Annotated in this window: 23 protein-coding genes and 1 tRNA gene; 14 read left to right on the forward strand and 10 right to left on the reverse strand. The window is 58.6% G+C overall.

From position 1 onward, the window contains the following. Window positions 1-10 precede the first annotated feature (10 nt). Both gpmA and ABGM91_RS04310 read left to right on the forward strand, forming a co-directional pair. Entirely contained in the window at window positions 11-766 is a 756-nt protein-coding gene (gene gpmA / locus ABGM91_RS04305; RefSeq protein ID WP_354833950.1) for a 2,3-diphosphoglycerate-dependent phosphoglycerate mutase, read from the forward strand. 25 nt (window positions 767-791) lie between these two features. Next, window positions 792-1,811 carry a 2-hydroxyacid dehydrogenase gene (locus ABGM91_RS04310; protein ID WP_354833952.1) on the forward strand — a complete coding sequence of 340 codons (1,020 nt, stop codon included), beginning with the start codon at window positions 792-794 and terminating at the stop codon, window positions 1,809-1,811. A gap of 40 nt (window positions 1,812-1,851) precedes the next feature. Here the strand turns inward: ABGM91_RS04310 and ABGM91_RS04315 are convergent, their stop codons facing one another. Beyond that, window positions 1,852-2,931, reverse strand: a complete 1,080-nt coding sequence (locus tag ABGM91_RS04315; protein WP_354833954.1) for a hypothetical protein — start codon at window positions 2,929-2,931, stop codon at window positions 1,852-1,854. Between the two features lie 302 nt (window positions 2,932-3,233). Between ABGM91_RS04315 and ABGM91_RS04320 the strand changes: the two genes are divergently transcribed. From ABGM91_RS04320 to ABGM91_RS04330, 3 genes are all read left to right on the forward strand, one after another. Further along, window positions 3,234-4,124 carry a hypothetical protein gene (locus ABGM91_RS04320; RefSeq protein ID WP_354833956.1) on the forward strand — a complete coding sequence of 297 codons (891 nt, stop codon included), beginning with the start codon at window positions 3,234-3,236 and terminating at the stop codon, window positions 4,122-4,124. Between the two features lie 271 nt (window positions 4,125-4,395). Beyond that, the gene (locus ABGM91_RS04325; protein ID WP_354833958.1) at window positions 4,396-5,553 is read left to right on the forward strand and encodes an acyltransferase; all 1,158 of its coding nucleotides are present in this window, start codon (window positions 4,396-4,398) and stop codon (window positions 5,551-5,553) included. A 102-nt stretch (window positions 5,554-5,655) separates the two neighbouring features. Next, the gene (locus ABGM91_RS04330; protein ID WP_354833960.1) at window positions 5,656-7,065 is read left to right on the forward strand and encodes a DHA2 family efflux MFS transporter permease subunit; all 1,410 of its coding nucleotides are present in this window, start codon (window positions 5,656-5,658) and stop codon (window positions 7,063-7,065) included. A gap of 20 nt (window positions 7,066-7,085) precedes the next feature. On the opposite strand, the gene ABGM91_RS04335 is transcribed toward ABGM91_RS04330, so the two are convergent. Next, on the reverse strand, window positions 7,086-7,553 hold the full coding sequence (locus ABGM91_RS04335) for an acyl-CoA thioesterase (protein ID WP_290565217.1): 468 nt from the start codon (window positions 7,551-7,553) through the stop codon (window positions 7,086-7,088). 272 nt (window positions 7,554-7,825) lie between these two features. On the opposite strand from ABGM91_RS04335, the gene ABGM91_RS04340 reads away from it, so the two are divergent. Next, window positions 7,826-8,086 carry a hypothetical protein gene (locus ABGM91_RS04340; RefSeq protein ID WP_215426816.1) on the forward strand — a complete coding sequence of 87 codons (261 nt, stop codon included), beginning with the start codon at window positions 7,826-7,828 and terminating at the stop codon, window positions 8,084-8,086. A gap of 64 nt (window positions 8,087-8,150) precedes the next feature. Here the strand turns inward: ABGM91_RS04340 and ABGM91_RS04345 are convergent, their stop codons facing one another. Continuing rightward, window positions 8,151-8,432, reverse strand: a complete 282-nt coding sequence (locus ABGM91_RS04345; RefSeq protein WP_354833962.1) for a hypothetical protein — start codon at window positions 8,430-8,432, stop codon at window positions 8,151-8,153. Window positions 8,433-8,456: 24 nt separating this feature from the next. Here ABGM91_RS04345 and ABGM91_RS04350 point away from each other — a divergent pair, with 24 nt between their 5' ends. The 3 genes from ABGM91_RS04350 (at window position 8,457) to ABGM91_RS04360 (ending at window position 10,802) form a co-directional block, all read left to right on the forward strand. Then, a complete protein-coding gene (locus tag ABGM91_RS04350) occupies window positions 8,457-9,026 on the forward strand; it encodes a chromate transporter (protein WP_354833964.1) in 570 nt (189 codons plus the stop codon). Next, window positions 9,026-9,589, forward strand: a complete 564-nt coding sequence (locus ABGM91_RS04355) for a chromate transporter (protein ID WP_354834812.1) — start codon at window positions 9,026-9,028, stop codon at window positions 9,587-9,589. The genes ABGM91_RS04350 and ABGM91_RS04355 overlap by 1 nt, the downstream gene beginning before the upstream one ends. 313 nt (window positions 9,590-9,902) lie before the next feature. Further along, window positions 9,903-10,802 carry an SDR family oxidoreductase gene (locus tag ABGM91_RS04360; protein ID WP_354833966.1) on the forward strand — a complete coding sequence of 300 codons (900 nt, stop codon included), beginning with the start codon at window positions 9,903-9,905 and terminating at the stop codon, window positions 10,800-10,802. A 167-nt stretch (window positions 10,803-10,969) separates the two neighbouring features. Here the strand turns inward: ABGM91_RS04360 and feoB are convergent, their stop codons facing one another. The 6 genes from feoB to ABGM91_RS04390 form a co-directional block, all read right to left on the reverse strand. Then, window positions 10,970-13,093: a ferrous iron transport protein B gene (feoB, locus tag ABGM91_RS04365; RefSeq protein ID WP_354833968.1), complete on the reverse strand. Its 2,124-nt coding sequence runs from the start codon at window positions 13,091-13,093 to the stop codon at window positions 10,970-10,972. 23 nt (window positions 13,094-13,116) lie between these two features. After that, window positions 13,117-13,341: a FeoA family protein gene (locus ABGM91_RS04370; protein WP_215426812.1), complete on the reverse strand. Its 225-nt coding sequence runs from the start codon at window positions 13,339-13,341 to the stop codon at window positions 13,117-13,119. 27 nt (window positions 13,342-13,368) lie between these two features. Then, window positions 13,369-14,025, reverse strand: coding sequence for a metal-dependent transcriptional regulator (locus ABGM91_RS04375; protein WP_354833970.1), 657 nt, complete (start codon window positions 14,023-14,025; stop codon window positions 13,369-13,371). A 308-nt stretch (window positions 14,026-14,333) separates the two neighbouring features. Then, on the reverse strand, window positions 14,334-14,528 hold the full coding sequence (locus ABGM91_RS04380) for a hypothetical protein (protein WP_354833972.1): 195 nt from the start codon (window positions 14,526-14,528) through the stop codon (window positions 14,334-14,336). A 9-nt stretch (window positions 14,529-14,537) separates the two neighbouring features. Further along, a complete protein-coding gene (locus ABGM91_RS04385; protein ID WP_354833974.1) occupies window positions 14,538-15,053 on the reverse strand; it encodes a ParB/RepB/Spo0J family partition protein in 516 nt (171 codons plus the stop codon). Then, entirely contained in the window at window positions 15,050-16,345 is a 1,296-nt protein-coding gene (locus ABGM91_RS04390; RefSeq protein WP_354833977.1) for a DUF3440 domain-containing protein, read from the reverse strand. Before ABGM91_RS04390 ends, ABGM91_RS04385 begins: the two co-directional genes overlap by 4 nt. Window positions 16,346-16,814: 469 nt before the next feature. On the opposite strand from ABGM91_RS04390, the gene ABGM91_RS04395 reads away from it, so the two are divergent. Then, the gene (locus ABGM91_RS04395) at window positions 16,815-17,204 is read left to right on the forward strand and encodes a hypothetical protein (protein WP_354833979.1); all 390 of its coding nucleotides are present in this window, start codon (window positions 16,815-16,817) and stop codon (window positions 17,202-17,204) included. Window positions 17,205-17,228: 24 nt separating this feature from the next. On the opposite strand, the gene ABGM91_RS04400 is transcribed toward ABGM91_RS04395, so the two are convergent. Next, window positions 17,229-17,303 (reverse strand) — tRNA-Asn (locus ABGM91_RS04400). Window positions 17,304-17,468: 165 nt separating this feature from the next. Between ABGM91_RS04400 and leuB the strand changes: the two genes are divergently transcribed. From leuB to ABGM91_RS04420, 4 genes are all read left to right on the forward strand, one after another. Further along, window positions 17,469-18,578 carry a 3-isopropylmalate dehydrogenase gene (gene leuB, locus ABGM91_RS04405; protein WP_354833981.1) on the forward strand — a complete coding sequence of 370 codons (1,110 nt, stop codon included), beginning with the start codon at window positions 17,469-17,471 and terminating at the stop codon, window positions 18,576-18,578. Between the two features lie 126 nt (window positions 18,579-18,704). Next, window positions 18,705-19,745, forward strand: a complete 1,041-nt coding sequence (locus tag ABGM91_RS04410) for an FAD-dependent oxidoreductase (protein WP_354833983.1) — start codon at window positions 18,705-18,707, stop codon at window positions 19,743-19,745. Between the two features lie 85 nt (window positions 19,746-19,830). Then, window positions 19,831-20,709 (forward strand): rhomboid family intramembrane serine protease, encoded by an 879-nt coding sequence (locus ABGM91_RS04415; protein ID WP_354833985.1) that lies wholly within the window; start codon window positions 19,831-19,833, stop codon window positions 20,707-20,709. Window positions 20,710-20,782: 73 nt separating this feature from the next. After that, a complete protein-coding gene (locus ABGM91_RS04420; protein WP_354833987.1) occupies window positions 20,783-22,318 on the forward strand; it encodes a YifB family Mg chelatase-like AAA ATPase in 1,536 nt (511 codons plus the stop codon). The last annotated feature ends 105 nt before the right edge of the window (window positions 22,319-22,423 follow it).

The raw sequence follows: 22,423 nt of genomic DNA on the forward strand, positions 1-22,423 counted from the left end.
ATTCAGCGATATGAAAACGATTGTTCTTCTGCGCCATGGAGAAAGCACGTGGAACCGTGAAAACAGATTTACCGGATGGACGGATGTGGACCTGACGGAACGGGGGGTGGAGGAAGCGTACCACGCGGGCGACCTGTTAAAAGACAAGGGGCTGGCCTTTGACCAGGCCTATACCTCCTATCTCAAGCGTGCCGTAAAGACGCTCAACTGCGTGCTGGACCGCCTGGACCAGGACTGGCTTCCCGTCGCCAAAAGCTGGCGGCTGAATGAAAAGCATTACGGCATGCTGCAGGGATTGAACAAAAGTGAAACAGCCAAAAAATACGGAGACGAGCAGGTGCTGGTCTGGCGGCGCAGCTATGACGTGGCACCGCCGCCCCTGGCGGAGGATGATCCCGCCAACCCCAGATGGGACCCCCGCTATAAAGGCGTGCCCGCCGGAGAGCTTCCGCGGACGGAATCCCTGAAGGAAGCCATTGACCGCATGATGCCCTACTGGGAGGGAACCATCCTGCCCTCCCTCCGGACGCTGGACAACATCCTGATCGTAGCCCACGGCAACACCCTGCGCGGCATGATCAAGTACCTGAAACACATTCCCAATGAACAGCTTCTTTCCCTGAACCTGCCCACCGCCATTCCCTGCGTGTTCGAATTTGACGATTCCATGAACCTCAAGAAAGACTATTTCCTGGGGGATCCGGATGAAATACGCAAACGCATGGAAGCCGTCGCCAGCCAGGGGCAGGCAGCTAAAAAACCATAAGCCACTCAACCCTTTTTCCTTCCACATGACCGACCCATTCTGCCGCATTGCGTTTTTTGACGCCAAACCCTACGACCGGGACTCCTTCAACCCGACCAACGAGCGCGATTTCCATTACGACATCCGCTACTTCAAGGGGCACCTCACTCCGGACAGCGTTCCGCTGACGCGCGGCATGGACGTGGCGTGCATTTTCGTCAACGATACGGCGGACAGGGAAGTAATCCGGAGCCTGAAGGAAAACGGCGTGAGGCTGCTGGCCCTGCGCTGCGCCGGATTCAACAACGTGGACCTGAAAGCGGCGGAAGATGAGGATTTGCCCGTCGTGCGGGTTCCCTGGTACTCCCCTTACGCGGTGGCGGAACATGCCGTAGCGCTGATGCTGGCCCTGAACCGCAAGATACACCGCGCCTACTGGCGCACCAGGGACGGCAATTTCTCCCTGCACGGCCTGATGGGCTTTGACATGAACGGGAAAACGGCCGGAATCATCGGCACGGGTAAAATCGCCAGAATCCTCATCCGCATCCTCAAGGGCTTCGGCATGAACATCCTGGCTTATGATCCGCACCCTGACCAGTGCTTTGCGGAAGAAGCCGGTATCACGTACACCACGCTGGACGACCTTTACGCGCGGTCCGACATCATCTCCCTGCACTGCCCCCTCACCCCGGAAACGGAATACCTGATCAACGCGGACTCCATCCGCAAAATGAAGGACGGCGTCATGATCATCAACACGGGGCGCGGCAAGCTGATCAACACGGAGATGCTGATTGACGGCCTGAAATCAAAGAAAGTGGGCTCCGCCGGCCTGGACGTGTACGAAGAGGAAGGGGAATATTTTTATGAAGACAAATCAGACAGAATCATTGATGATGATACCCTGGCGCGGCTGCTCTCCTTCAACAACGTCATCCTGACCTCCCACCAGGGCTTCTTCACGAAGGAGGCCCTGCACAATATTGCGGAAGTCACCCTGCACAACATCCGGGATTTTCTGGAAGGCAAACCCTTGGTGAACCGGGTCAGCCTCCACCAGTAAAAGCATGAGGCCGTGCTGAAAAGCCCGGTTTCCCGATACTCTACCGGATGGGAACGTCATAAAAAACAGTTTCATACCCCTGCTTCTCCATCATCTCCCGGCGCACCACGCGCATCACGTTCCTTTCATAATCCCAGCCCCCCAGCCACCACACCACGTTGTAAATGGCGGGGGCCCGGTACACGCATTCCACGGAAATCTCCGGAAGGGAGGCCTCCGCCGTACCTTCATCCGTGTTGGAAACCTCATGCTCATGCCTGACGACCCGGTAAAGCAGCAGGGTCGCCGTGTGACCGTCCAGATGGTTGATTACGATGAAGTAATCTTCCTCCGGCAGGGGAACCAGCTCCATCCAGCGCCGGTTGGCCGCCAGGCAGCTTTCTTCCGCCCCGCAGGAAAAAACCACGGCTCTCATACCATTCGGCAACGATTCCGAACGAACGCGGTATCCATCCCCGGCAATCTCCTTCAGCAGGGCGGCCGGAACCACAGCGGCGGCAGGATTTTTCTTCATGTATTTCTCCTGCAAAGCAGGCGCCATATCCGGAATGGAGGGAGGCGTGCCTTCCGCTTTCTTTAAATTTTTAAAAACGGCCCGGCAAATTTTATCCGCCCTTTCCGGGTTTTCATACGTCTCCCCCGGCAGCAGGGAGTTCCGGAGCACGCCAGCGGGCAGGGAGCCGGAAAACAACAGCCGCGAACCGACTGGAACCACGGGTTTCCTGGCATTCTGAAATAGCTGCCTCTCCAGGGAAACGGAACAGCCGTTGAGCTGGAAAAACAGCTCCGCAGCAATCCAGTCCGTTCCCGCTTTCCCCTTCACACCGGGCCAGCTGTTTGCGGCCACGTCCTTCACCTGCACCAAACAGGGAACGGACGCGTTTTCCCGTTCTCCGGGAGGCAGGCTTTCCATATAGGCTTCCACACGGGCCGCCGCAGGGGACAGGAGCGTTTTTCCGGGCCTGATCAGGGGCTGCTCAAAAGGCTCCCGGTCAAAGTCGGACAGCGTTTTTTCAGCCTTCAGCATTCCCGCTCCCATCCCGGACAGGAGGAAAATCAGCAAATAACAGTTCATCATCATCGTAGTTGGGGTTACGCCGGACCACTGCCCGGCTATCATTGATTAAATGCTCCTGATGCATTGAGGACAAGCAGATTTTTACCTTTTTCCTCCTCTGCCTCCGGCTTGGAATCTCCAGAATACTCCGTACCGGGACACGGCGCTTCCTTTCTGCCCAAAAATCCCTTCCCTGGAGCCTTCACAACAGGGATTCTGCGGATGGCCATGCAGCTGCTCCACCCTGGTGGCCGGGAAAAATACGGAAAAATCTTCCACTTTTTTATTGACCGCAACGGTATCTTGAAGGACAAGACCTGAGAAGATTCATCTCTGTTTCTCAACTATCAACACCCATATCCAACATGAAACTGCTCTTCCTTCTTCATGCCTCCCTGCTTCTTTGCATGACCGCCCAGGCCAAATTTCCGGCGGACGGATTAATTAAAACGGCCTCCTCCGGCGTTATCCAGGGGAAGGCCATCCTGATGAAGGCTGAAGACGCGGAGCTTTCCAAAAGCAAGCTGGCAAAAATACAGTCCAGCAAATTCATTGCCGGCATGGCGGAAAAAGACTCCGGCGCCAGTTGGGAAGTCAACGTGGCTAATGACGGCGAATACGTCATTGAAGTCTGGTACACGTTCCCCTGGACAGCTTCCGCCACCGCCCAGTATGAGTTGAAATGCGGCGGCAGCGCCCCCTTCCTGTGGAACGTGCCCACCTCCGGCGGCGGCACGGCAGACGGAGGCATCTACCACCTGGGCCGCATGAACCTGGCCAAGGGCAAGCAAACCTTCACGCTGAAGAAAAAAGGAAGGGACGGCATTTACGTCCGCTATATCCGGCTGATTCCCACCGCCATTTTCCCGGTAGTCCGGGCCGCCGCGAGCGGCAAAATCACGCTTCTGCCTGAAAACTGCCTCGTCACCCGCGCCCTGGCAAAAGACATGGGGAAATTCACCGTCCTGTCCCACTTCAATTCCGTCAGCTGGGACATTTACACCAAAAAAGGCGGCACCTACACGGTCACGACGGATTACGCCATCGCGGACGCTCCCTCCACCCTGTTCAAGCTGGGTTATTCCGTCAATGACCAATTGACGGAATTCACCTTCCCGGGCACCGGGGGCTGGTCCCGGTTCGTCAAATACTCCCCCGGCACCATCACGCTGCCGCCGGGGAAATGCACTCTGACCGTCAAGGGAATCACCAGCGGGGCGGAGACGAAATCCGTGGTGCTCACGCCCGTTCCGTAAGTCCCCCCGGACCGTTTTTGCAGGAACCTGTTCCCCACTCCGGAAAAGGCGACTGCGAAAATCCCTCTCCATTTCTTCATTTTTCTTTACCTCCCTTCCCCCCTGTGGAATATAGGAGGCGGTTTGCCCGCCTGCCGGGCGGACCGCTACAGCACAGCCCCGCACCGGGATCTTTTCCGCAGGAAGGGCCCTTCCGGCACCGCGGCTGCGCGCCACGCAAATATCATCCATCTCTCTGCAAGCACGATCATTTTTTGCCGTACTTTATACCATGAGCGCTCCGGTTCCCCTCTCTCCATCTGTCCTGGCTCCCAAACCGCATTATGCCGCCCTGGACGGCCTGCGCGGCGTGGCGGCCGTCATGGTGGTCCTGTTCCACATGTTTGAAGGGAGCACAAGGGACTTCCAATTCCATACGGACCAGATCATCAACCACGGCTACCTGGCTGTGGACTTTTTCTTCATGCTCTCCGGATTCGTCATCGGATACGCCTATGACAACCGCTGGGGAAAAATGAGCCTATGGAACTTCTGCAAGCGAAGGCTGGTGCGCCTGCAGCCCATGGTGGTCATGGGCATGCTCCTGGGAGGCATCCTCTTCTACTTCCAGGGCTCCGAGATTTTCCCTAACCTGGCGGAAACCCCCGTGTGGAAAATGCTGCTGGTCATGACCGTGGGGTTCACCCTGCTGCCCGTGCCCGTCTCCCTGGACATCCGGGGGTGGACGGAAATGCACCCCCTGAACGGTCCTGCCTGGTCCCTCTTCTTCGAATACATCGCCAACATCCTTTACGCCGTGCTCATCAGGAAATTCACCAGCAGATGGCTGGCGGTCCTGGTATTCCTGGCGGGATGCGCCCTCATCCACCAATGCTACACGCAGGGCAACAACATCGGCGGCTGGACGCTGGACGTGGAACAATGCCGCGTGGGCCTCACGCGGCTCATGTTCCCCTTCTTCGGCGGGCTGCTCCTGTTCCGGCTGTGCAAGCCGGGACGGATCAGGCACGGCTTCTGGTGGTGCAGCCTGCTTCTGGCGGCGGCCCTGGCCATGCCGCATGTGGGCGGCGCGGAAAATTTCCATCTGAACGGCCTGTATGACGCCTTCTGCATCATCATCATCTTCCCGTTGGTGGTCTTCATGGGGGCCAGCGACATCCCCGGAGACATCTCCTCCCGGGCCAGCCGCTTCCTGGGAAACATCTCCTACCCCCTTTACATCACCCACTATCCCATTGTCTACATCTACCTGGCATGGGTGCACGACGCGGAAGTCCCCTTTTCCCGGGCTCTCCCCGTGGCGGTGGGCGTCCTTTTCCTCTGCATTGCCGTGGCCTACGGGTGCCTGAAGCTCTATGACGAACCCGTGCGCGCGTGGCTCTCCAGACGCGTGCTCGGCCGCCGCGCTCCGGAACCTCCCAAGGCGTAAACGGCGCCCCCGCAGACTCCCGGAAAAACAAACGGGAGCATCCCGGACAAACATCTGCCTTGCCCCCGGCGCGGCCCAGCCGGATACTGGCGGTGGCCGTCCATGGAAAAATTGCAGACATCCTCAAAAGCGCTGCGCTACCTGCCCTTTCTGGTGGCATCCGCATTCTTCATGCAGATGCTGGACGCCACTATCCTGAACACGGCCATTCCCACCATCGCCCGGAGCTTCCACAGCCACCCGCTCCAGCTCCATTCCCTGGTAACGGCGTACATGCTCACCGTCTGCGTCCTGATCCCGGCCTCCGGGTGGATTTCCGACAAGCTGGGCTCCCGCCGCACCTTCCTCTTCGCCATCTCCGTCTTCTCCGCGGGGTCCCTGCTCTGCGCCCTCTCCACCTCCGTCCCCATGATGACCGCCTGCCGCGTCATCCAGGGAATCGGGGGCGCCTTCCTGATGCCTGTGGGGCGGCTCGTGGTTCTTCGCTCCTACCCGCGCTCCATGTTCGTGAACGTCCTGAACATCGTGACCATTCCGGCGCTGCTGGGGCCGCTCCTGGGTCCGGTGCTGGGCGGCATCATCGTCCAGTACGCCTCCTGGCACTGGATCTTCCTGATCAACATTCCGGTGGGCATCGCGGGCCTGTGGGCCACCTGGAAAATCATGCCGGACCTGAAAGCCGTCCGGGAACAGGGATTTGACTGGCCCGGGTTCCTCCTCTTCTCCTCCTCCGCCGTGCTGGTCACCATGGGCCTCTCCACCACAGGAGGCACGGAAGACAGGGAACGCATGATCCTGCTCATGTCTGCCGGAGGCGTGCTTCAGCTCCTGTACTGGGCGCTGGCGTTCCGGTTAAAGGCGCCCCTCTTCAGCCCCGCCCTGTTCCGCATCAGGAACTTCGCCATCGGCATCGCGGGCAACATCGTCTGCCGGTTGGGCGGAAGCTGCCTGCCTTACCTGATTCCGCTCTTCTTCCAGGTGGTGCTGGGCTACTCAGCCCTTCAATCCGGCATGTCCCTGATCCCCCTGGCGCTGAGCAACCTGCTGGCAAAAACGGTCGCGCCGCGGCTGCTCGGCAAATTCGGCTACCGGAACATCATGGTGGTCAACACTTTTACCATCGGAGCCCTGCTGGCGGCGTTCTACTTCGTCGGCCCCGGCACCAGTGAACTCACCCTGCTGGGTATGCTGGCTCTGCTGGGGGGAGCCAACTCCATTCAATTCACCTGCATGAACACCCTGACGCTGATCGACCTCCCCAACTCGGACGCCAGCAGCGGCAACTCCCTGCTCTCCACCATCATGCAATTATCCATCGCCGTCAGCATCGCCGCGGCTTCCCTGCTGCTGGACAGCTTCGGCGGCCACTCGGCCACGTCCGGAACAGCGGTGGAAGCTGCCTTCCACGCCACCTTCGTCACCATTGGCATCACGGCGGCGGCCAGCTCCTTCATCTTTGCCCTGGTGGACAAGGACAAGGGCATTACCCGCAAACGGAAAAAAGCGGCCTGATGCCGGAGAGGCGCACCCGTTCAGGAACAGGAAACGCTCTCTCCCGTATCAATGGAGCAGCACTGCGCAAACTGGGCGCGGGACTCTTCCAGGGTGATCGGCTTCTTATCCGCCCCCAGGGCCACGTAAACCAGCTCCGCTTCCGTAATCTTGGCGATGTTGTTGCAGAGCTTCGTCAGGCGTTCCGCGTACACCTCCACCTTCACCGTGACGGAAGTGCGCCCCACCTTGATAATCTCCGTATAAAAGGAAACTACATCCCCCACCAGCACGGGAGCTTCAAACGTCAGGCTGCTGACCGCACGCGTCACAATATAGCGGCTCAGGGCATAACGCATGGCCGTATTGGCGCCCGCAAGGTCCACCTGGCTCATCACCCAGCCGCCGAACACTTCCCCGCTCTGATTGGTATCCGCGGGCATGGGCTCCACGCGCAAGGCGGGAATGCGGTCTTCCGGAAGCTGGGCATGTTGATAGGTACTTTCCATAAATAAGAATAATTATAAATTAATGCAGTTATGCTCATCCATCCCGGCCCTCTTGTAAAGAGCAAAAAGCGGAAGCGGCGCAGGCCGCTCCCACGGTTTCCTTCCCTGTGCAGATCATCCCGGCCTGCATGACTGGTACAACAGACGCCGGAACTTTCCGTTCCATTCAAAATGAGAAAAAGAAAAAGGCATTCTTCTGCCGGACACGCGGATTTGTGCGTCTTATTCCCGCCATTTTTCACCATGGCGGCGGACAGGATTGTCCATTCCTTATGGACCGTGATCGAGAACCCAAAACGAAAGAAGTGGACGGGGAAGAATGGCCTGCTTCCGACTTCGCGTACGTGCCGGACCCTGAAAAGCCTTCCACCTGGAAACTGCCTATCTTCAACATGCACCACGTTGGAGGAGCCCTGGCCGCCATGACCAGCGATTACCGCGGCAATCCCGTGGAAATCCCGGAAGAAGACCGCCAGGCTGTCATGGACAAAATCCTGGCCCGTAAAGCGGAACTGGAACGGGAAAAAAAGTAACTGCACTTTTCTTCCTTAACCGGAACACAGCAGGGGACGAGTAATTTTCCACCTTCTACTTCCTTTATTTTTTACGTCCGGCAGGTAAAACCCGCCGGATTTTTTGTGCCCGTTTCCCGGCGTGCAAAAATTTCACGATACCACCGCGCTGCCAGGGCCAGGAAACTCCTCCTTCCCATATTTTTTGCCTTTGCGGGTGTAATGGCATGGAATTCCAGCGGCGGCTGTGGTAGGATTGCCGTGTTCCATCATCCTTGGAAAAAGGAAGCAGCACGGGGGCATTAAGACATTCTCCCTCCTGAAAACGGCGTCCATTCTTCGGCAAAGCCGGAACCCGCAGCGCCATTTCCTCCCCTTAAACGTAATCCGCATGACAGGAGAAAAAGTCAAAAGATGCCTCTGGTTATTCTGGATTAACCTGTTCATCGGAGCTTTCACCTTTGGGGGCGGCTACATTGTCGTTCCCATGATCAGCAAGTACTTTGTCCGGAAAAAACGGTTGTTTTCCAAGGAGGAGCTTCTGTCCATGGCCGCTATCGCGCAATCTGCGCCCGGGGCCATTGCCGTCAACCTCTCTGCGCTGGCGGGGCACCGGACCGCAGGCATGGCCGGCGTAGTATCCAGCTGCCTGGGAGCCGTCATTCCGCCGCTGATCATCCTCTCCATCGTATCCGTCTGGTATGACGCCTTCAGCTCCAATACCGCCGTGGAAGCGGTGCTGCGCGGCATGCAGGCGGGCGTGGCGGCGCTCATTGTGGACATTGTGGCGGACATGTGGCAGATGATTCTCCGCAGAAAATCCGCCCTGCTGAATGCCCTGGTGCCGGGCGCGTTCCTGGCCAGCTTCATCTTCCGCCTCAACATCGCCGCCATTCTGGCCGTGTGCTGCGTCCTGAGCCTCTGGCACGTCCGGAGAACGCTGGGAAGGAGGGCCGGATGATGCAGGCGCTCTGGCAGCTTTTCAGCGTCTTTCTCCAGATCGGCGCGTTCAGCATCGGGGGCGGCTACGCCGTCATCCCCATGATCCGGGACCAGGTGGTGATTCACCAGGGCTGGATTACGCAGAAGGTCTTTACGGATATTATCACCATCTCCCAGATGACGCCGGGGCCGCTGGCCATCAACACCTCCACCTTCGTGGGGCTGCAAATCGCCGGCATTCCCGGAGCCGTGGCGGCCACCCTGGGATGCATCATTCCCGGCGTGGCCGCGGCGCTGCTGCTGCACCTCTTTTTCCAGAGGCACAAAAGGTCCGTTTACGTCTCCGGGGTTCTGGAAGGCTTGAAAGCAGCTTCCGTGGGACTGATCATGTCCGCCGGGGGCACCATCCTGATGCTGACCTTCTGCGGCACCTTTGACTGGCACGCCATCACGGAGGTGGATATTCCGAGCATCATCCTCTTCAGCGCGGCCCTGTTCATCCTGCGGAAATGGAAGATGAACCCCATCCTGCTGATGAGCCTGACGGGATTGGCCGGGTATTTTATTTACGGATTGTCCTGAAGCAACCGCCCTGCCGGTTGACCTTCCATCCGGTAATTTTTCCTGATAACAAATTGGAGAAATTTAAAAGTATTCAAGGAAGAGCGGGATTGGAAAGTTTTATCCTGATCAAGGGGAATATTATTCAGAATAACATTATATCCATGAATATCAATGACATGTTAGCATAAAAACCCGTCTTCCCCTGAACGGATAACGCGGGCTCCGGTCATCACGGAGAAGAGAAGCGGAACACCGGAGAAGAAATGGAGCCGCCAGGCAGGAATATTCATTCTTCCGGCAGTACCGCGCCAACAGCACGATTAATGAAAAAATGAGCACAAAAGATATTCGCAAGATGCAGGACCCCCGCCATGAATTCCACCGGGAAGGGTATGAAAAACAGCAGCAGGAAGCCCCCGGCCTGCAATCCGAAATGAAGCCCGTGCCGGACGCCGGGGAAGAAAGCTATCAGGGTACCGGCAAGCTCCGCGGCCGGAAAGCCCTGGTCACGGGCGGGGATTCGGGCATAGGCCGCGCGGCCGCCATTGCCTATGCCCGTGAAGGAGCGGATGTGGCCCTGAATTATCTTCCGGAAGAACAAAGCGACGCGGAGGAAGTGGCGGAACTGATCAGGAAGGAAGGGAGAAAGGCCGTTCTGCTGCCCGGAGACCTCAGCGATGAATCCTTCTGCAAGCAGCTCATCAGGGACGCGCTGGAAAAACTGGGCGGCCTGGACATCCTGGCGCTGGTGGCCGGCAAGCAGGTGGCCGTGGAAGACATTCAGGACATTACCACGGAGCAGTTGACCAAGACATTTGAAGTGAACGTCTTCTCCCTGTTCTGGATTGCCAAGGCCGTCCTCCCCCACCTCAAGCCCGGGGCGAGCATCATCACCTGTTCCTCCATCCAGGCCTATCAGCCGGGCAAAAACCTGATTGACTATGCCTCCACGAAAGCAGCCATCATCGCCTTCAGCCGCGCCCTGGCCAAGCAGGTGGCCTCCAAGGGAATCCGGGTCAATGTGGTGGCGCCGGGCCCGGTCTGGACGCCCCTGCAGGTGACGGGAGGCCAGCTTCAGGAAGACCTGCCGGAATTCGGCCAAAAAACGCCCCTCAAGCGCGCCGGACAGCCTGTGGAACTATCCGGACTGTACGTCTTCCTGGCGTCCCAGGAATCCAGCTTCATCACTGCGGAAGTCTTCGGCGTCACGGGAGGAATGCACCTGTCCTGAGGCGGACATCCGCGGAACCGGAAAAGGATGCGAGCCGCTTTACCCCCGCAGGCGCCTGTCTTTCCGGCAGAGCTGAACCCTTGGCCTTCTGTTCCCTTCCCGGGTTCCGGGAAGGGACGCTCCCGCCGTTCCGGAGCAGGCCCCGGCGGCATGAATTCCCTCTCAAATCAGGCGAATCCCATCAGGCGCGCCGTTCCCGCCACCAGAATGCACATGGCAACGCCGCAGACCGTCGGGATGGCAAAGGCAAGCAGGGCCCACTTCCATTTGCCCGTCTCCTTGCGGACCGTAAGAACGGCGGTGGAACACGGCCAGTGCATCAGGGAAAACAGCATGGTGCACAACGCCGTCACCCAGGTCCAGCCGTTGTCCGTCAGGAGGGATTTCAACTGGTTCATGTCATCCATGTCCATCATGTTGTCGGAAGCCAGGTACCCCATGATGATCAGGGGAAAGACGATTTCATTGGCCGGAATGCCCAGAATAAACGCCATCAGGATCACGCCGTCCAGCCCCATGAGGCGCCCGGCGGGGTCCAGCCACTGCGTGCCGTGCACCAGCAGGCTGGCGTCTCCCAAACGGATATTCGCCATCAGCCAGATGATGATCCCGGCGGGAGCCGCCACCATCACCGCGCGCCACAGGACGGCCAGCGTCCTGTCCATGAAGGAACGGACAATCACCTTCCCGATCTGGGGCTTGCGGTAGGGGGGCAGTTCCAGGGTAAAGGAGGACGGCGTCCCCTTCAAAATCGTATGGGACAGCAGGGCCGTTACGGCGAACGTCATCCCCACGCCCAGGCCGATCAGAAGCACCAGCCCCGCAACGGAGGCCAGCGGCTGCAATCCGGAAGCTACGGACCCGGCAAAGAACATGGTCATGAGCGCGATCAGCGTGGGGAACCTGCCGTTGCAGGGAACAAAATTGTTCGTCAAAATGGCGACGAGCCTTTCCCGCGGGGAATCAATGATCCGGCACCCCGTGATTCCCGCCGCATTGCACCCGAACCCCATGCACATGGTCAGCGCCTGCTTGCCGCAGCCGCAGCACTTCTGGAACACCTTGTCCATATTGAACGCCACCCGGGGCAGATAGCCGGAATCCTCCAGCAGCGTGAACAGGGGGAAAAAGATGGCCATGGGGGGCAGCATCACGGAGACGACCCATGCCACCACGCGGTAAACGCCCAGTACCAGCACGCCGTGCAGCCATTCCGGAGCATGCGCCAGGCGGAACAGGGCCGTCAGGGCCTCCTGGCCTTCCCCAAGCAGGTCCGCCAGCCACTGGGAAGGGTAATTGGCCCCCACAATGGTGATCCAGAAAATGAGCACCAGCAGGACGAACATGAGGGGATAAGCCGTCCACCGGCCCATTAGCACCTTGTCAATGCGCCTGTCGCGCCCCAGGCCCCCGCCGTCCGGCAGGATGACCACTCCCTGGCACAGCCGCTCCGCCCGTTCCACAAAGGCGGCCGCCACACGGTCGCCGAAAGATTCGCCGGAAGAGGGATCCGCCGCGGACGCCTCACGGAGGATGTTCTCCACCTCCTTCTCTTTCCTTAAATCATTTCCCGCATACTGCGCCAGAAGCCCGAGCGTTCCTTCATCCCCCTCCAGCAGCTTGACGGACGCCCAGCGTGCTTCCAGACCGTTCAGGGAACAGCCGGCAACGGCGACTTCCAAACGCTCCAGCCACGGTTCCAGGTCCTTCCCGTAGGACAGGTGGCGGGAAGGGCGCCTTTCTCCGGACCACGCCATCTGCTGCACCGTCTCCGCCAGAACCTTCAGCCCCTCCCCCCTGGCGGCTGCCGCCGGAACCACGGGCACTCCAAGACGCTCTTCCAGAAGAGGGCAGTTGATGCGGATGCCCTTGCGCCGGGCCTCGTCCATCAGATTGACGCAGACCACCACATTTCCCGTCGTTTCCATGACCTGGAGGGCCAGATTCAAATCCCGCTCCAGATTGGTGGCGGAACAGACCACGATGACGGCATCCGCATGGCCAAAACAGATGAAATCCCGCGCCGCCTCCTCATCCGAGGAACAGGCCAGCAGGGAATACGTACCCGGCGTATCCACCAGCAGGTACTCCCGGGAACCGCGCCCCACGATACCCTCCGCACGGACCACCGTCTTCCCGGGCCAGTTCCCGGTATGCTGGCGCAGCCCCGTCAGCGCGTTGAACACCGTGCTTTTCCCCACATTGGGAGCGCCCGCCAGCGCCACAACAGGCATGCGCTTTTCCACCGGGCCGCAAGAACCGTCCCGTTCCTCTTCACTATTCGGACTCACCGGGTCTCCTTCATTGGCTGGTTTCAGGCGGACTTGACGGTAATCAATTCCAGATCGGAAGACCTGAACGCCATCACCGTTCCGCGCACAAGAAAGGCAACGGGGTCGCCGAACGGCCCGCGTTCCAGGCATTCCACCCGGGTTCCTGGAATCATGCCTATATCCATCAACCGCCTTCTCAGGCGGCTTTCCACTCCCAGAGACTCAATCCTGGCGGCTTTTCCTTCAGGCAACTGGTTTAATGTCATGGTCAGTTTATCCTTTCTATTAATTGTTCATGCAGAAATTTCCACAAGGATGGCATCAGCGGCGGCTACCGGCAATTCCAGCCGGCGCCCTTCCCGGGCTTCCACCAGAAACGCGCCGCAATGCGCGCCTTCTTCCAGGAGGGCCACTTTTTCATGAAGGCGAATGCCGCAGGAGGCGAGAAGCTCCAGCAGTTCTTTTGACTCCGGCACACGCCTGACCACCGCCGGAATCCCTGCCGGAAGGTCGGACAGCCGGGAAAGCGGCCCTTCCTGCGGTCCCTGCTTCTTCCTGCCCGGTATCTTTCTCCCGTGGGGGCACATCTCCGGGTAACCCAGAAAACGGTCCAGCTTTTCCATCAACTGCGGTGAAGCCGCATGTTCCAGCTTTTCCGCTTCCTCATGCACGTCCCCCCACGCATATCCCAGATGGTCTACCAGGAAAACCTCCCACAGCCGGTGAATGCGCACCAGCCGCACGGCGGCTTCCTCCCCTTTCCGCGTCAGGCGGATGGAGCGTTTCTCCACGCTTTCCACCAGGCCTTCCTTTTCCATCTTCCGGATAATTTCACTGACGGAAGCGGCGGAAACGCCCAGATCATCCGCAATATGCCTGTTGCTGACGCGCTCAGCATTCTGCTGGAGTCTGGCAATTGCTTTTAAATAATCTTCACGGCTGCTGGTCATGGCGCTGATGCTTTCCTTTGTTATAAGGTATACCTAACAAAATGCTATTTCGCTCAAATAAAAAAGCTTCTCCCGTGTCAGCAAGGCCATTTTCCATACGGAAAATGGCTGTGGGCAGCCGGCGGACGGGAATAAGGCGGCACGCGTCATTGCCGGGCTGTTCCTGAAAGGCACTCCCCTGCCCGGCATCTTTGAACCGTCCCTTCCGGAGAAGGAAAAACAGGGCCGTTCCTGAACAGGGGCCCCGTTAAAAGCCATCCCCGGTTGATGGAAAATCCCTCCCCGGCGGCATAAACACAGTCCCCTGCTTACCTTTTCAATTCCTCCGCAATTCTGCCGAGGTTTTTTTCCGTTGCCGTCCTCAATTTGTCCTGCTGTTTCCAGTACCACGCCGTTCTCTCGGATACTCCGGCCTGCTCCGCCAGCCAGCGCACGGCGCCGCTCGTGTCACAGCCCGTTTTCTTCTGGATGGCTTCCAGCAATTGAGTGACATCTTTGTTCATGGACTGGTGTCATTTTGATTCCCACGCCCGGCTGAATTCGCTGTTATGAAACAGGGCGGCAATACCGCTGAGCTGCTTGAGGCGCAGCAGTTCCGCTGCGTCCATGCCCAGGTTTTTAAGTATCCACGCATCCGACATGCCCGCTTCCGTCAATTCCCGGATAATGTTGGTCATGAGTTCAATATTATGAGAGCCACGGGCACGGTTGTGCCTGATGGTGGAGGCCATGCGGTTTCCAAGGGGCTTGTCGATAACGGCCACCGGCACCATGCCTTCCTCCCGCTCGTAGATATCGCGGTGTATTTTCATGATCTGGCAGCGGTGGAACCCGTCAACGATTTCATAGGTGCCGTCCTCCAGTTTATAACAGACAATCGGCATCGTATAGCCGTCTTCCTTGATGCTCTGGTAAAGCAGCTTCATTTCGGGGGGAGCCACACTATTCGGGTTGTAGGCATTGGAGCGGATTTGGTCCAGTGGAACACGCCGAATCCTGTAGACGGGGGATGGAGAAGAGGTGTTCATGAAATATTGCGGTATTTGTTGACGGCGGCACGGCGCCGGGCAAGCGCCCCCTTGGTAGGGCTGAATCCGGCATATCTGCAAAAGTAGTCATTCTTCATGATACAGATGCACATGCGCTTGTAGGAGGGTACCTGCCGGAAATTGCTGACGGGCATGTCGTCGGGGTATCCCATGAATTGAACGACGTCGCGCCCGCCGTAGCGCCTCGACTTCCCCGTCACGGTGGCCAGAGGGTAGGCGGCCAGCACTTCATCAGCGGTTCCGGGATCAACGGTGCCCCCTTTTGTCCAGTATTTTTTGGATTTTTCAAGAATGCTGTTGTAGTGGGCTGCCGTTTTCGCGTCCATCGTGGAAAGCAGGAATTCATAATAGGACTTCCATGTATGGCCGGGAGGCAGCTTGATGGTTTTCCATCCCATGGCCGTTGTGCCTCCGTACAGGCCCGTAAAGTTGACGCCGTTGACGCGCCCGATCATGCGTGCCCAGTTGGCGGGATCAATGACTTTGTAAAGTTTCAGGCTTTCCTGGGCACAATCATTGAAGGGGCTGGCCACCCGCATTTGCCCGGCAGTGAGGCCCGCGTGGTACAAAAGGTCATAAAGGCGGTTGTAGTCAAAACCAAAACGGGCGTTGGCCGTCCAAATATCGCTGACACGCCAGTCGTACAAAGGGTAGGCATTGACGGTTACGGCATCCGTCTGCGTAATCCACTTTCTGCCTTTATAGGATCTCCTTTTATTGCCGCGCGCAACGGCTGCGTACCTGTTCAGGCTCTCATCCGCCCGCAGCCCCACCATGACGGCGGTGCTTCCGTGCTGCCTGGCAAAGTGGCGTGAGAGCTTGTCCTGGAACTCGTAATCCACCATGCCGTGCCGGAACGGAACGTCCAGATTCCCTTCATGAATCACATAGGGGTTTTCCGGCATGGGCCGCACCCACAGTTTTTTTTGGGCGGCGTCCCACGGCGTCCAGTAGGGCTCCCCCAGGGCGCAGGCCGACTGGGCCTTGACCGGCACGCAATACCACATTTTACGGATGCCGGGGAATTGTTCCAGAAACGTCCGGGTTACGTACTCGGTCGTCATCTGGTACTGGGCCTCATAGTCGAGATGGTACATGGTCAGCTTGTCCAGCAGACCTTGTTCATCCGCATAATTGTAGCAGAGATTGAGCATGACGCCGCTATCCTTGCCGCCTGAGAAAGACACCAGAACATGGTCAAACTCCTGGAAGCAGTAGGCGATGCGTTCCAGCGCTGCTTCATAGACGTTTTTGTCCAGGTAGGTTTTCACAATTTTTCCAGAATCTTTCTTGCATCACGCCTGAAGCAGCCTGCCGGCAGGCAACCTGCCGGAGACGCGCCAATCAGCCATGCCTGCCGGCGGCTCCTTTGCCAACCAAGGCTGCCACGCCTTCATGCCCGCGTAATGGTAAATAACATCGTGTCTCGCCATGTTTTAAAATGCGCAGCAGATTACGATCCGTTGTTTTTCTGCAACAATACTAACCTACTGAATTATTGGAGCAGGTCAATGTTTTTACTGCAATTATTTCAGTAATTTTACTGTGATTTGCCCTCTTGTCAAATACCCATGCTTTTTCACGAGTAACGCCATTCAAGGAGCGCCGCTTCCATCGCGGCACGGTTCCCCTCTCTTTGCCCGGGGAGCCATATTATTTCAGAATCAATGCACCGGAACGGGAATCAAAATGGAATGGAACCTGTTGAGGATTCCGCTGTTTTAATTCTTTCAGCGGAGAATGCACGGCATCCTTTTTACTGGTGGCCCGGTTAAGATACAGGATGATGCCGCTCTCCAGCCTCTTTCACTAAGGGTTCTCTCAAGCGCCCTCCTGCGGGCTCATTTTTCAAATGGCGATACAGCCGTTATTCTTCCCTTGAAGAAAAAATACCCGGTTTTCTTTGCAAAAGCCGGACAACCTGGCGGAATACGGCCCCGTCACCACCCGCTTGGAGCATATTTTGCCGGATTTACTTTCCAGCGCTTCATGAGTCTATCCGGTAAGCGCGGTTTTACGCCGGAACGGAATCAAAAAATGATATTGGGTCAGCATTTATGGCTGTTTCCCCACGATTTTTCACCTTTCCAGCCCCGGAACAGGCAAAAAAGAAGCCCCGTAAGTCGTTGAACTTACAGGGCTTTAGAAAAAGAATGGCTCCCCCGGTTGGGCTCGAACCAACGACCTAGTGATTAACAGTCACCCGCTCTACCGCTGAGCTACAGGGGAGTTTGCGTTCCATGGAGCGCGGAGGGATTTTTAATGGAGGCACGGGCGTTTGGCAAGTACTTTTTTGTTCCTGTATGCTTTTTGACGCAAAAAGGGCGCCGGGAAATGGACATGCCAGCGGTGTTTCTTGACCTTTCAGAGGAGAATGCCCAGACTTTCAGCGACATGAGTGAACATCACCATCATATTGCTGTTCTGGCCGGCGACGGCATCGGCCCCGAGGTCATGAAGGAGGCCCTGAAGGTTCTGGACGCCGTAAGCGCCAAATTCGGTTTTACCGTGAGCCGCAAGGAGGCTTTTGTGGGGGGTGCGGGCATCGACCATTGCGGCAAGGCCCTTCCGGAAGAAACCATCCGCGCCTGTGAGGAGGCGGACGCCGTCCTGTTCGGCTCCGTGGGCGGCCCCAAGTGGGAACACCTTCCCGCCAATGAACAGCCGGAGCGCGGCGCCCTGCTGCCTCTGAGAAAGCACTTCGGCCTGTATGCCAACCTGCGCCCCGGCGTATGCCTGCCTGCGCTCACTCATGCCTCCCCCATCAAGAATGAGCTGATTGAAGGCGGTTTTGATATTCTTTGCGTCCGGGAACTGACGGGCGGTCTCTACTTTGGCCAACCGCGTTTCCGCGAACAGGAGGGGGACGACGTGGTGGTGGTGGATACCATGCGCTACCACAAGAGCGAGATGGAGCGCATTGCCAGGGTGGCCTTTGAAGCCGCCCGCGGGCGCCGCAAGCGCGTCACCAGCGTGGACAAGGCGAACGTGCTGACCAATTCCCTGCTGTGGCGCGAGACGATGATTGAGGTTTCCAGGGATTATCCGGACGTGGAGCTGCTTCACATGTACGTGGACAATGCCGCCATGCAGCTGGTGCGCAATCCCCGCCAGTTTGACGTGCTGGTGACGGAGAACCTGTTCGGGGACATTCTTTCCGACGAGATGGCCATGATCTGCGGCTCCCTGGGGATGCTGCCCAGCGCCAGCCTGTGCCAGGGCAGCCGGGACAACGGCCTGTTTTTCGGCCTTTACGAGCCTTCCGGCGGTTCCGCCCCGGACATCGCCGGCAAGGGCATTGCCAATCCGATCGCCCAGATTCTTTCCCTTTCCATGCTGCTGCGTTATTCCCTCGGGGAAAAGGACGCGGCAGACGCCATTGACGCCGCCGTGCGCCGCGTGATTGAACAGGGCTACCGCACGGGAGACCTGGCTACGGGAGCCCCTGGAGAAATCCGCGTGAACACCGTGGAAATGGGGGACGCCATTATCGCGGCCCTTTAAGACGCCTTTTTCCAGCCCCGCAGGCGCATTCCGGTGCCTGCGGGGTATTCCGCTTCCGGAGGAGAGAGACCCTGCCTCCATTTTTCCATATATTCCCGGGTTTTTCCGGTTCTTCATTCAACGATCATGAACGTTCTTATCATCGGCCAGGGAATCGCGGGAAGCTGCCTGGCATGGGAATTGAAACGCCGCGGCACGGATTTCACCATTACGGACCGCCCTGTTGCGGAAACGGCTTCCCGTGTGGCGGCCGGGCTGGTGAATCCCCTGACGGGCCGGGCCTTCCGCCCCGGCTGGCGGCAGGAGGAGTGCTTGTCCGCAGCAGCAGATTTTTATCCGGAAACGGAACGGGAACTGGGCGGCTCCTGGTGGCAGAAGACCCCGATTTTCCGGGAACTGGAAACGGAGGACCAGCTTGAAATCTGGCAGGAGCGCCAGATGGCCCCGGAATCCAGCCCCTATGCCGGGCCCCTTTTTCCGTGGCCCGAACACTGGAAAGGACAGGGAAAAGCCGCTTATACGCGCGGTTCCGCCGTCCTTCACGTGGAGGACATGGTCAATGCCATGCGGCGGTTTTTCACGGAACAGGGCCGTTTTGCGGAAGCGGACGTGTCTCCCGCAGACATCCAGCCGGATGAAGACGGCCTTTTCCACTGGAACGGACGGATTTTCACTCATGTGGTCTGGTGCACCGGCTGGGAGGCCGGATGCCATCCGGACATGGCCCCGCTGAAAGGACGCCCTTCCAAGGGCACAATTCTGGACCTGGACCTGAAGGAGCTGGACTGGCACGCGGGTATCCTGCACTTTGGCCGCTGGCTGGTTCACAACGGCTCTTTCTGGCGCTTCGGCGCTACGTACGCGTGGGCGTGGGAAGCTCCCGGCATTCCGGAGGCGCCTGCCGTCCAGGAATTGATGCTGGACCTGGTCAGGCGCTATTCCGGAGAGATGAACGTCATCCGCGCACGCGCCGCCGTGCGCCCCATCATCCGGCGCAGCCAGCCCGTCGCCGGACCCATTCCGGGCCTGAACGGCCAGTATGTCTTTTCCGGGCTGGGCAGCAAGGGAGTGACCACCTCCCCGTGGTCGGCGGCCCGACTGGCGGAACATCTTGTGCACGGCGCGGAACTGCCGCCGGACCTGCTGCCCGCCGCGCTGTGGAAATAATGCGGCGCGGTTCCTCCCCCTTCCTTGAACGGGACGGGTATTTTCCTTGTCAAAACGCCCTGAACACGATTACATTCGGCCTTATATGCGAGCGGAGAACGAGAACTGGGGAAATACGGTACGGCAGCATTTGTTTGACCAGCGCGGCGCCGTCATAGTGCACTGGCTGATCCTGGTTAATGTGGTCGTCTTCATGCTCGGGTTCTTCTTCCAGGTGGAGATTCCGCGGAATATTTACCCTCCCGGCCGCCTGGACCTGATTCAGCTTTACGGGGCCTACAGCGAATATACATGCTTTCATGAAGGGGAGCTGTGGCGCCTGTTCACCTACCAGTTCCTGCATGCCAACCTGGGCCACATCCTGTTCAACATGATTGCCCTGTGGTTTTTTGGCCCGGTGGTGGAGGAACGCTTCGGCCACCTGCGCTTCCTGCTGTATTACCTGTTCTGCGGGGTGGCTGCGGCCCTGTTCTCCTCCCTGCTGGGGTACATGGGATTTTTTGATCCGGAGTGGCGCTTCATTCCCATGGTGGGGGCTTCCGGCTCCATTTACGGCATCATGGCCGCGTGCGCGGTGCTTTTTCCGCATGCGCGGGTCCAGCTTCTGTTCCCTCCGGTCAATCTGAGCGTCCGCCAGTTCGCGCTGGCCGTGCTGGGCATTGCCTGCGCCGTCATTATCTTCCAGTGGAGCAATGCAGGCGGTGAAGCGGGCCACCTGGGCGGCATGTTTGCCGGATTTATCCTGACCCTGCTGATCCTGTGGAAGGAAAAACTGTCCTCCCCCAAGGCACGGGTCGTTCCTTCCTCCCATCAGTCTCCGGCACGCCCAGCACGCCATTCCGCCAATAACCGCTTCCCTTCCGAAGAAGAGGTGAATGACATTATGGAAAAAATATCCCGGTCCGGCGTGTCCAGCCTCACAGAAGAGGAGCGGGAAATCCTCCGGAGGGCCTCCCGGCGCTGAATAATCCGGCAGATATTTTTATTTGTTCTGCTATTTTTCTTTATTTTTTGGTATTCCCCGCTAGCATGGGGAAATGATGACCCGGCTGTATTCTTCCACCGTGTTGGGCGTGGATGGCATAGAGGTGGAGGTGGAAGTGGATTTCCGCCCCATGGCGGAAAAACGCATCTTTATCGTGGGCTTGCCGGATACGGCCGTCAAGGAGAGCGGCCAGCGCGTGGATACGGCCATCCAGAACAGCGGGCTGCCTTTCCAGCAGGGAATTTTTGTCGTCAACCTGGCCCCGGCGGATTTAAGGAAGCAGGGGCCGGCCTTTGATCTTCCCATTGCCCTGGGAATGATTGCCGGAGCGGCGGAAACGGAGATTGACGCTTCTAGCTGGTGCATCATGGGAGAACTGGCCCTGGATGGCACCGTACGCCCCGTACAAGGCACCCTGCCACAGATTATGGAGGCGAGGCGCATGGGACGGAAACGCATCATGCTGCCCTGCGCCAATGCCCATGAGGGGGCGCCGGTGCAGGGCGTGGATATTTATCCCGTCTCCTCCCTGCGGGAAGCCTGGCAGCTGCTCACCTCCGCCGCCCTGCCCGCTCCTTTCACAAATTCCGCGGCGAAAGAACAAAGTGATGGAGAAAAGGAAATTGCCGTGGATTTTGACGAGATCAAGGGGCAATCCTACGCCCGCCGCGCCATGGAGATTGCCGCGGCGGGAGGCCACAACATCCTGCTCAGCGGTTCTCCGGGATCCGGCAAATCCATGCTGGCCCAGCGGCTTCCGACCATCCTGCCCCCGCTGAGCCGGGAAGAAGCCCTGGAAACCAGTAAAATCCATTCCGCATGCGGACTCTTGAAACGGGGAAACGGGCTGGTGGCGCGCCGGCCGTTCCGGGCACCGCACCACACCATATCGGATGCGGGGCTGATGGGCGGAGGGGCAAATATCACTCCGGGGGAAGTGTCCCTGGCCCATAACGGCGTCCTGTTTCTGGATGAACTGCCGGAGTTCCGCCGCGCCGCTCTGGAAACCCTGCGGCAGCCGCTGGAATCCGGCCATGTGGTGATTTCCCGCGCCTCCGGCACCATGACGTTTCCCTGCCGCTTTATGCTGGCGGCAGCCATGAATCCGTGCCCCTGCGGGTATCTGGGGGACAGAAGGAGAACCTGCACGTGTGCCCCGGCGCAGATTGCCCGCTACCGCCGGAAGATTTCAGGGCCGCTTCTGGACCGGTTTGACCTGCTGATGGAAGTTCCCGCCGTGGACCCTTCCATCCTGGCTTCCGCGCCAGCCGGGGAATGCTCCTCCAGCATCCGGGAGCGCGTCATGGCGGCCCGGCGGCTCCAGTGCAGCAGGTATGCCGGCACTCCATTCCGCAGCAACGCGGCGCTTTCCGGAAAAGCCCTGCAAAGGTACTGCCGCCTGCGGCCGGAAGGCCGGGACATTCTGCTCCGCGCCGTGGAGGAACTGTCCCTTTCCGCCCGGGCCTATGACCGCATCCTGAAAGTGGCCCGCACCATAGCGGACCTGGAGGGTAACCCGGAAATCCAGGATTCCCATTTGTATGAGGCCGTGCAGTACCGGGCTTTTGAGCACTCCCTCCGGGAATAACCCCGCTCCGGCTGGCGGAAAGCCGTGTTTTCCCACATTCCGGAAGTTCGCCCTTTTCAAACGTAACGGGAAAAGGAGGCGGGGGACAAATCCCGCTTCCCTCCC

Origin of the sequence: Akkermansia muciniphila, assembly GCF_040616545.1 — a bacterium.
GTDB lineage: Bacteria > Verrucomicrobiota > Verrucomicrobiia > Verrucomicrobiales > Akkermansiaceae > Akkermansia > Akkermansia muciniphila_E.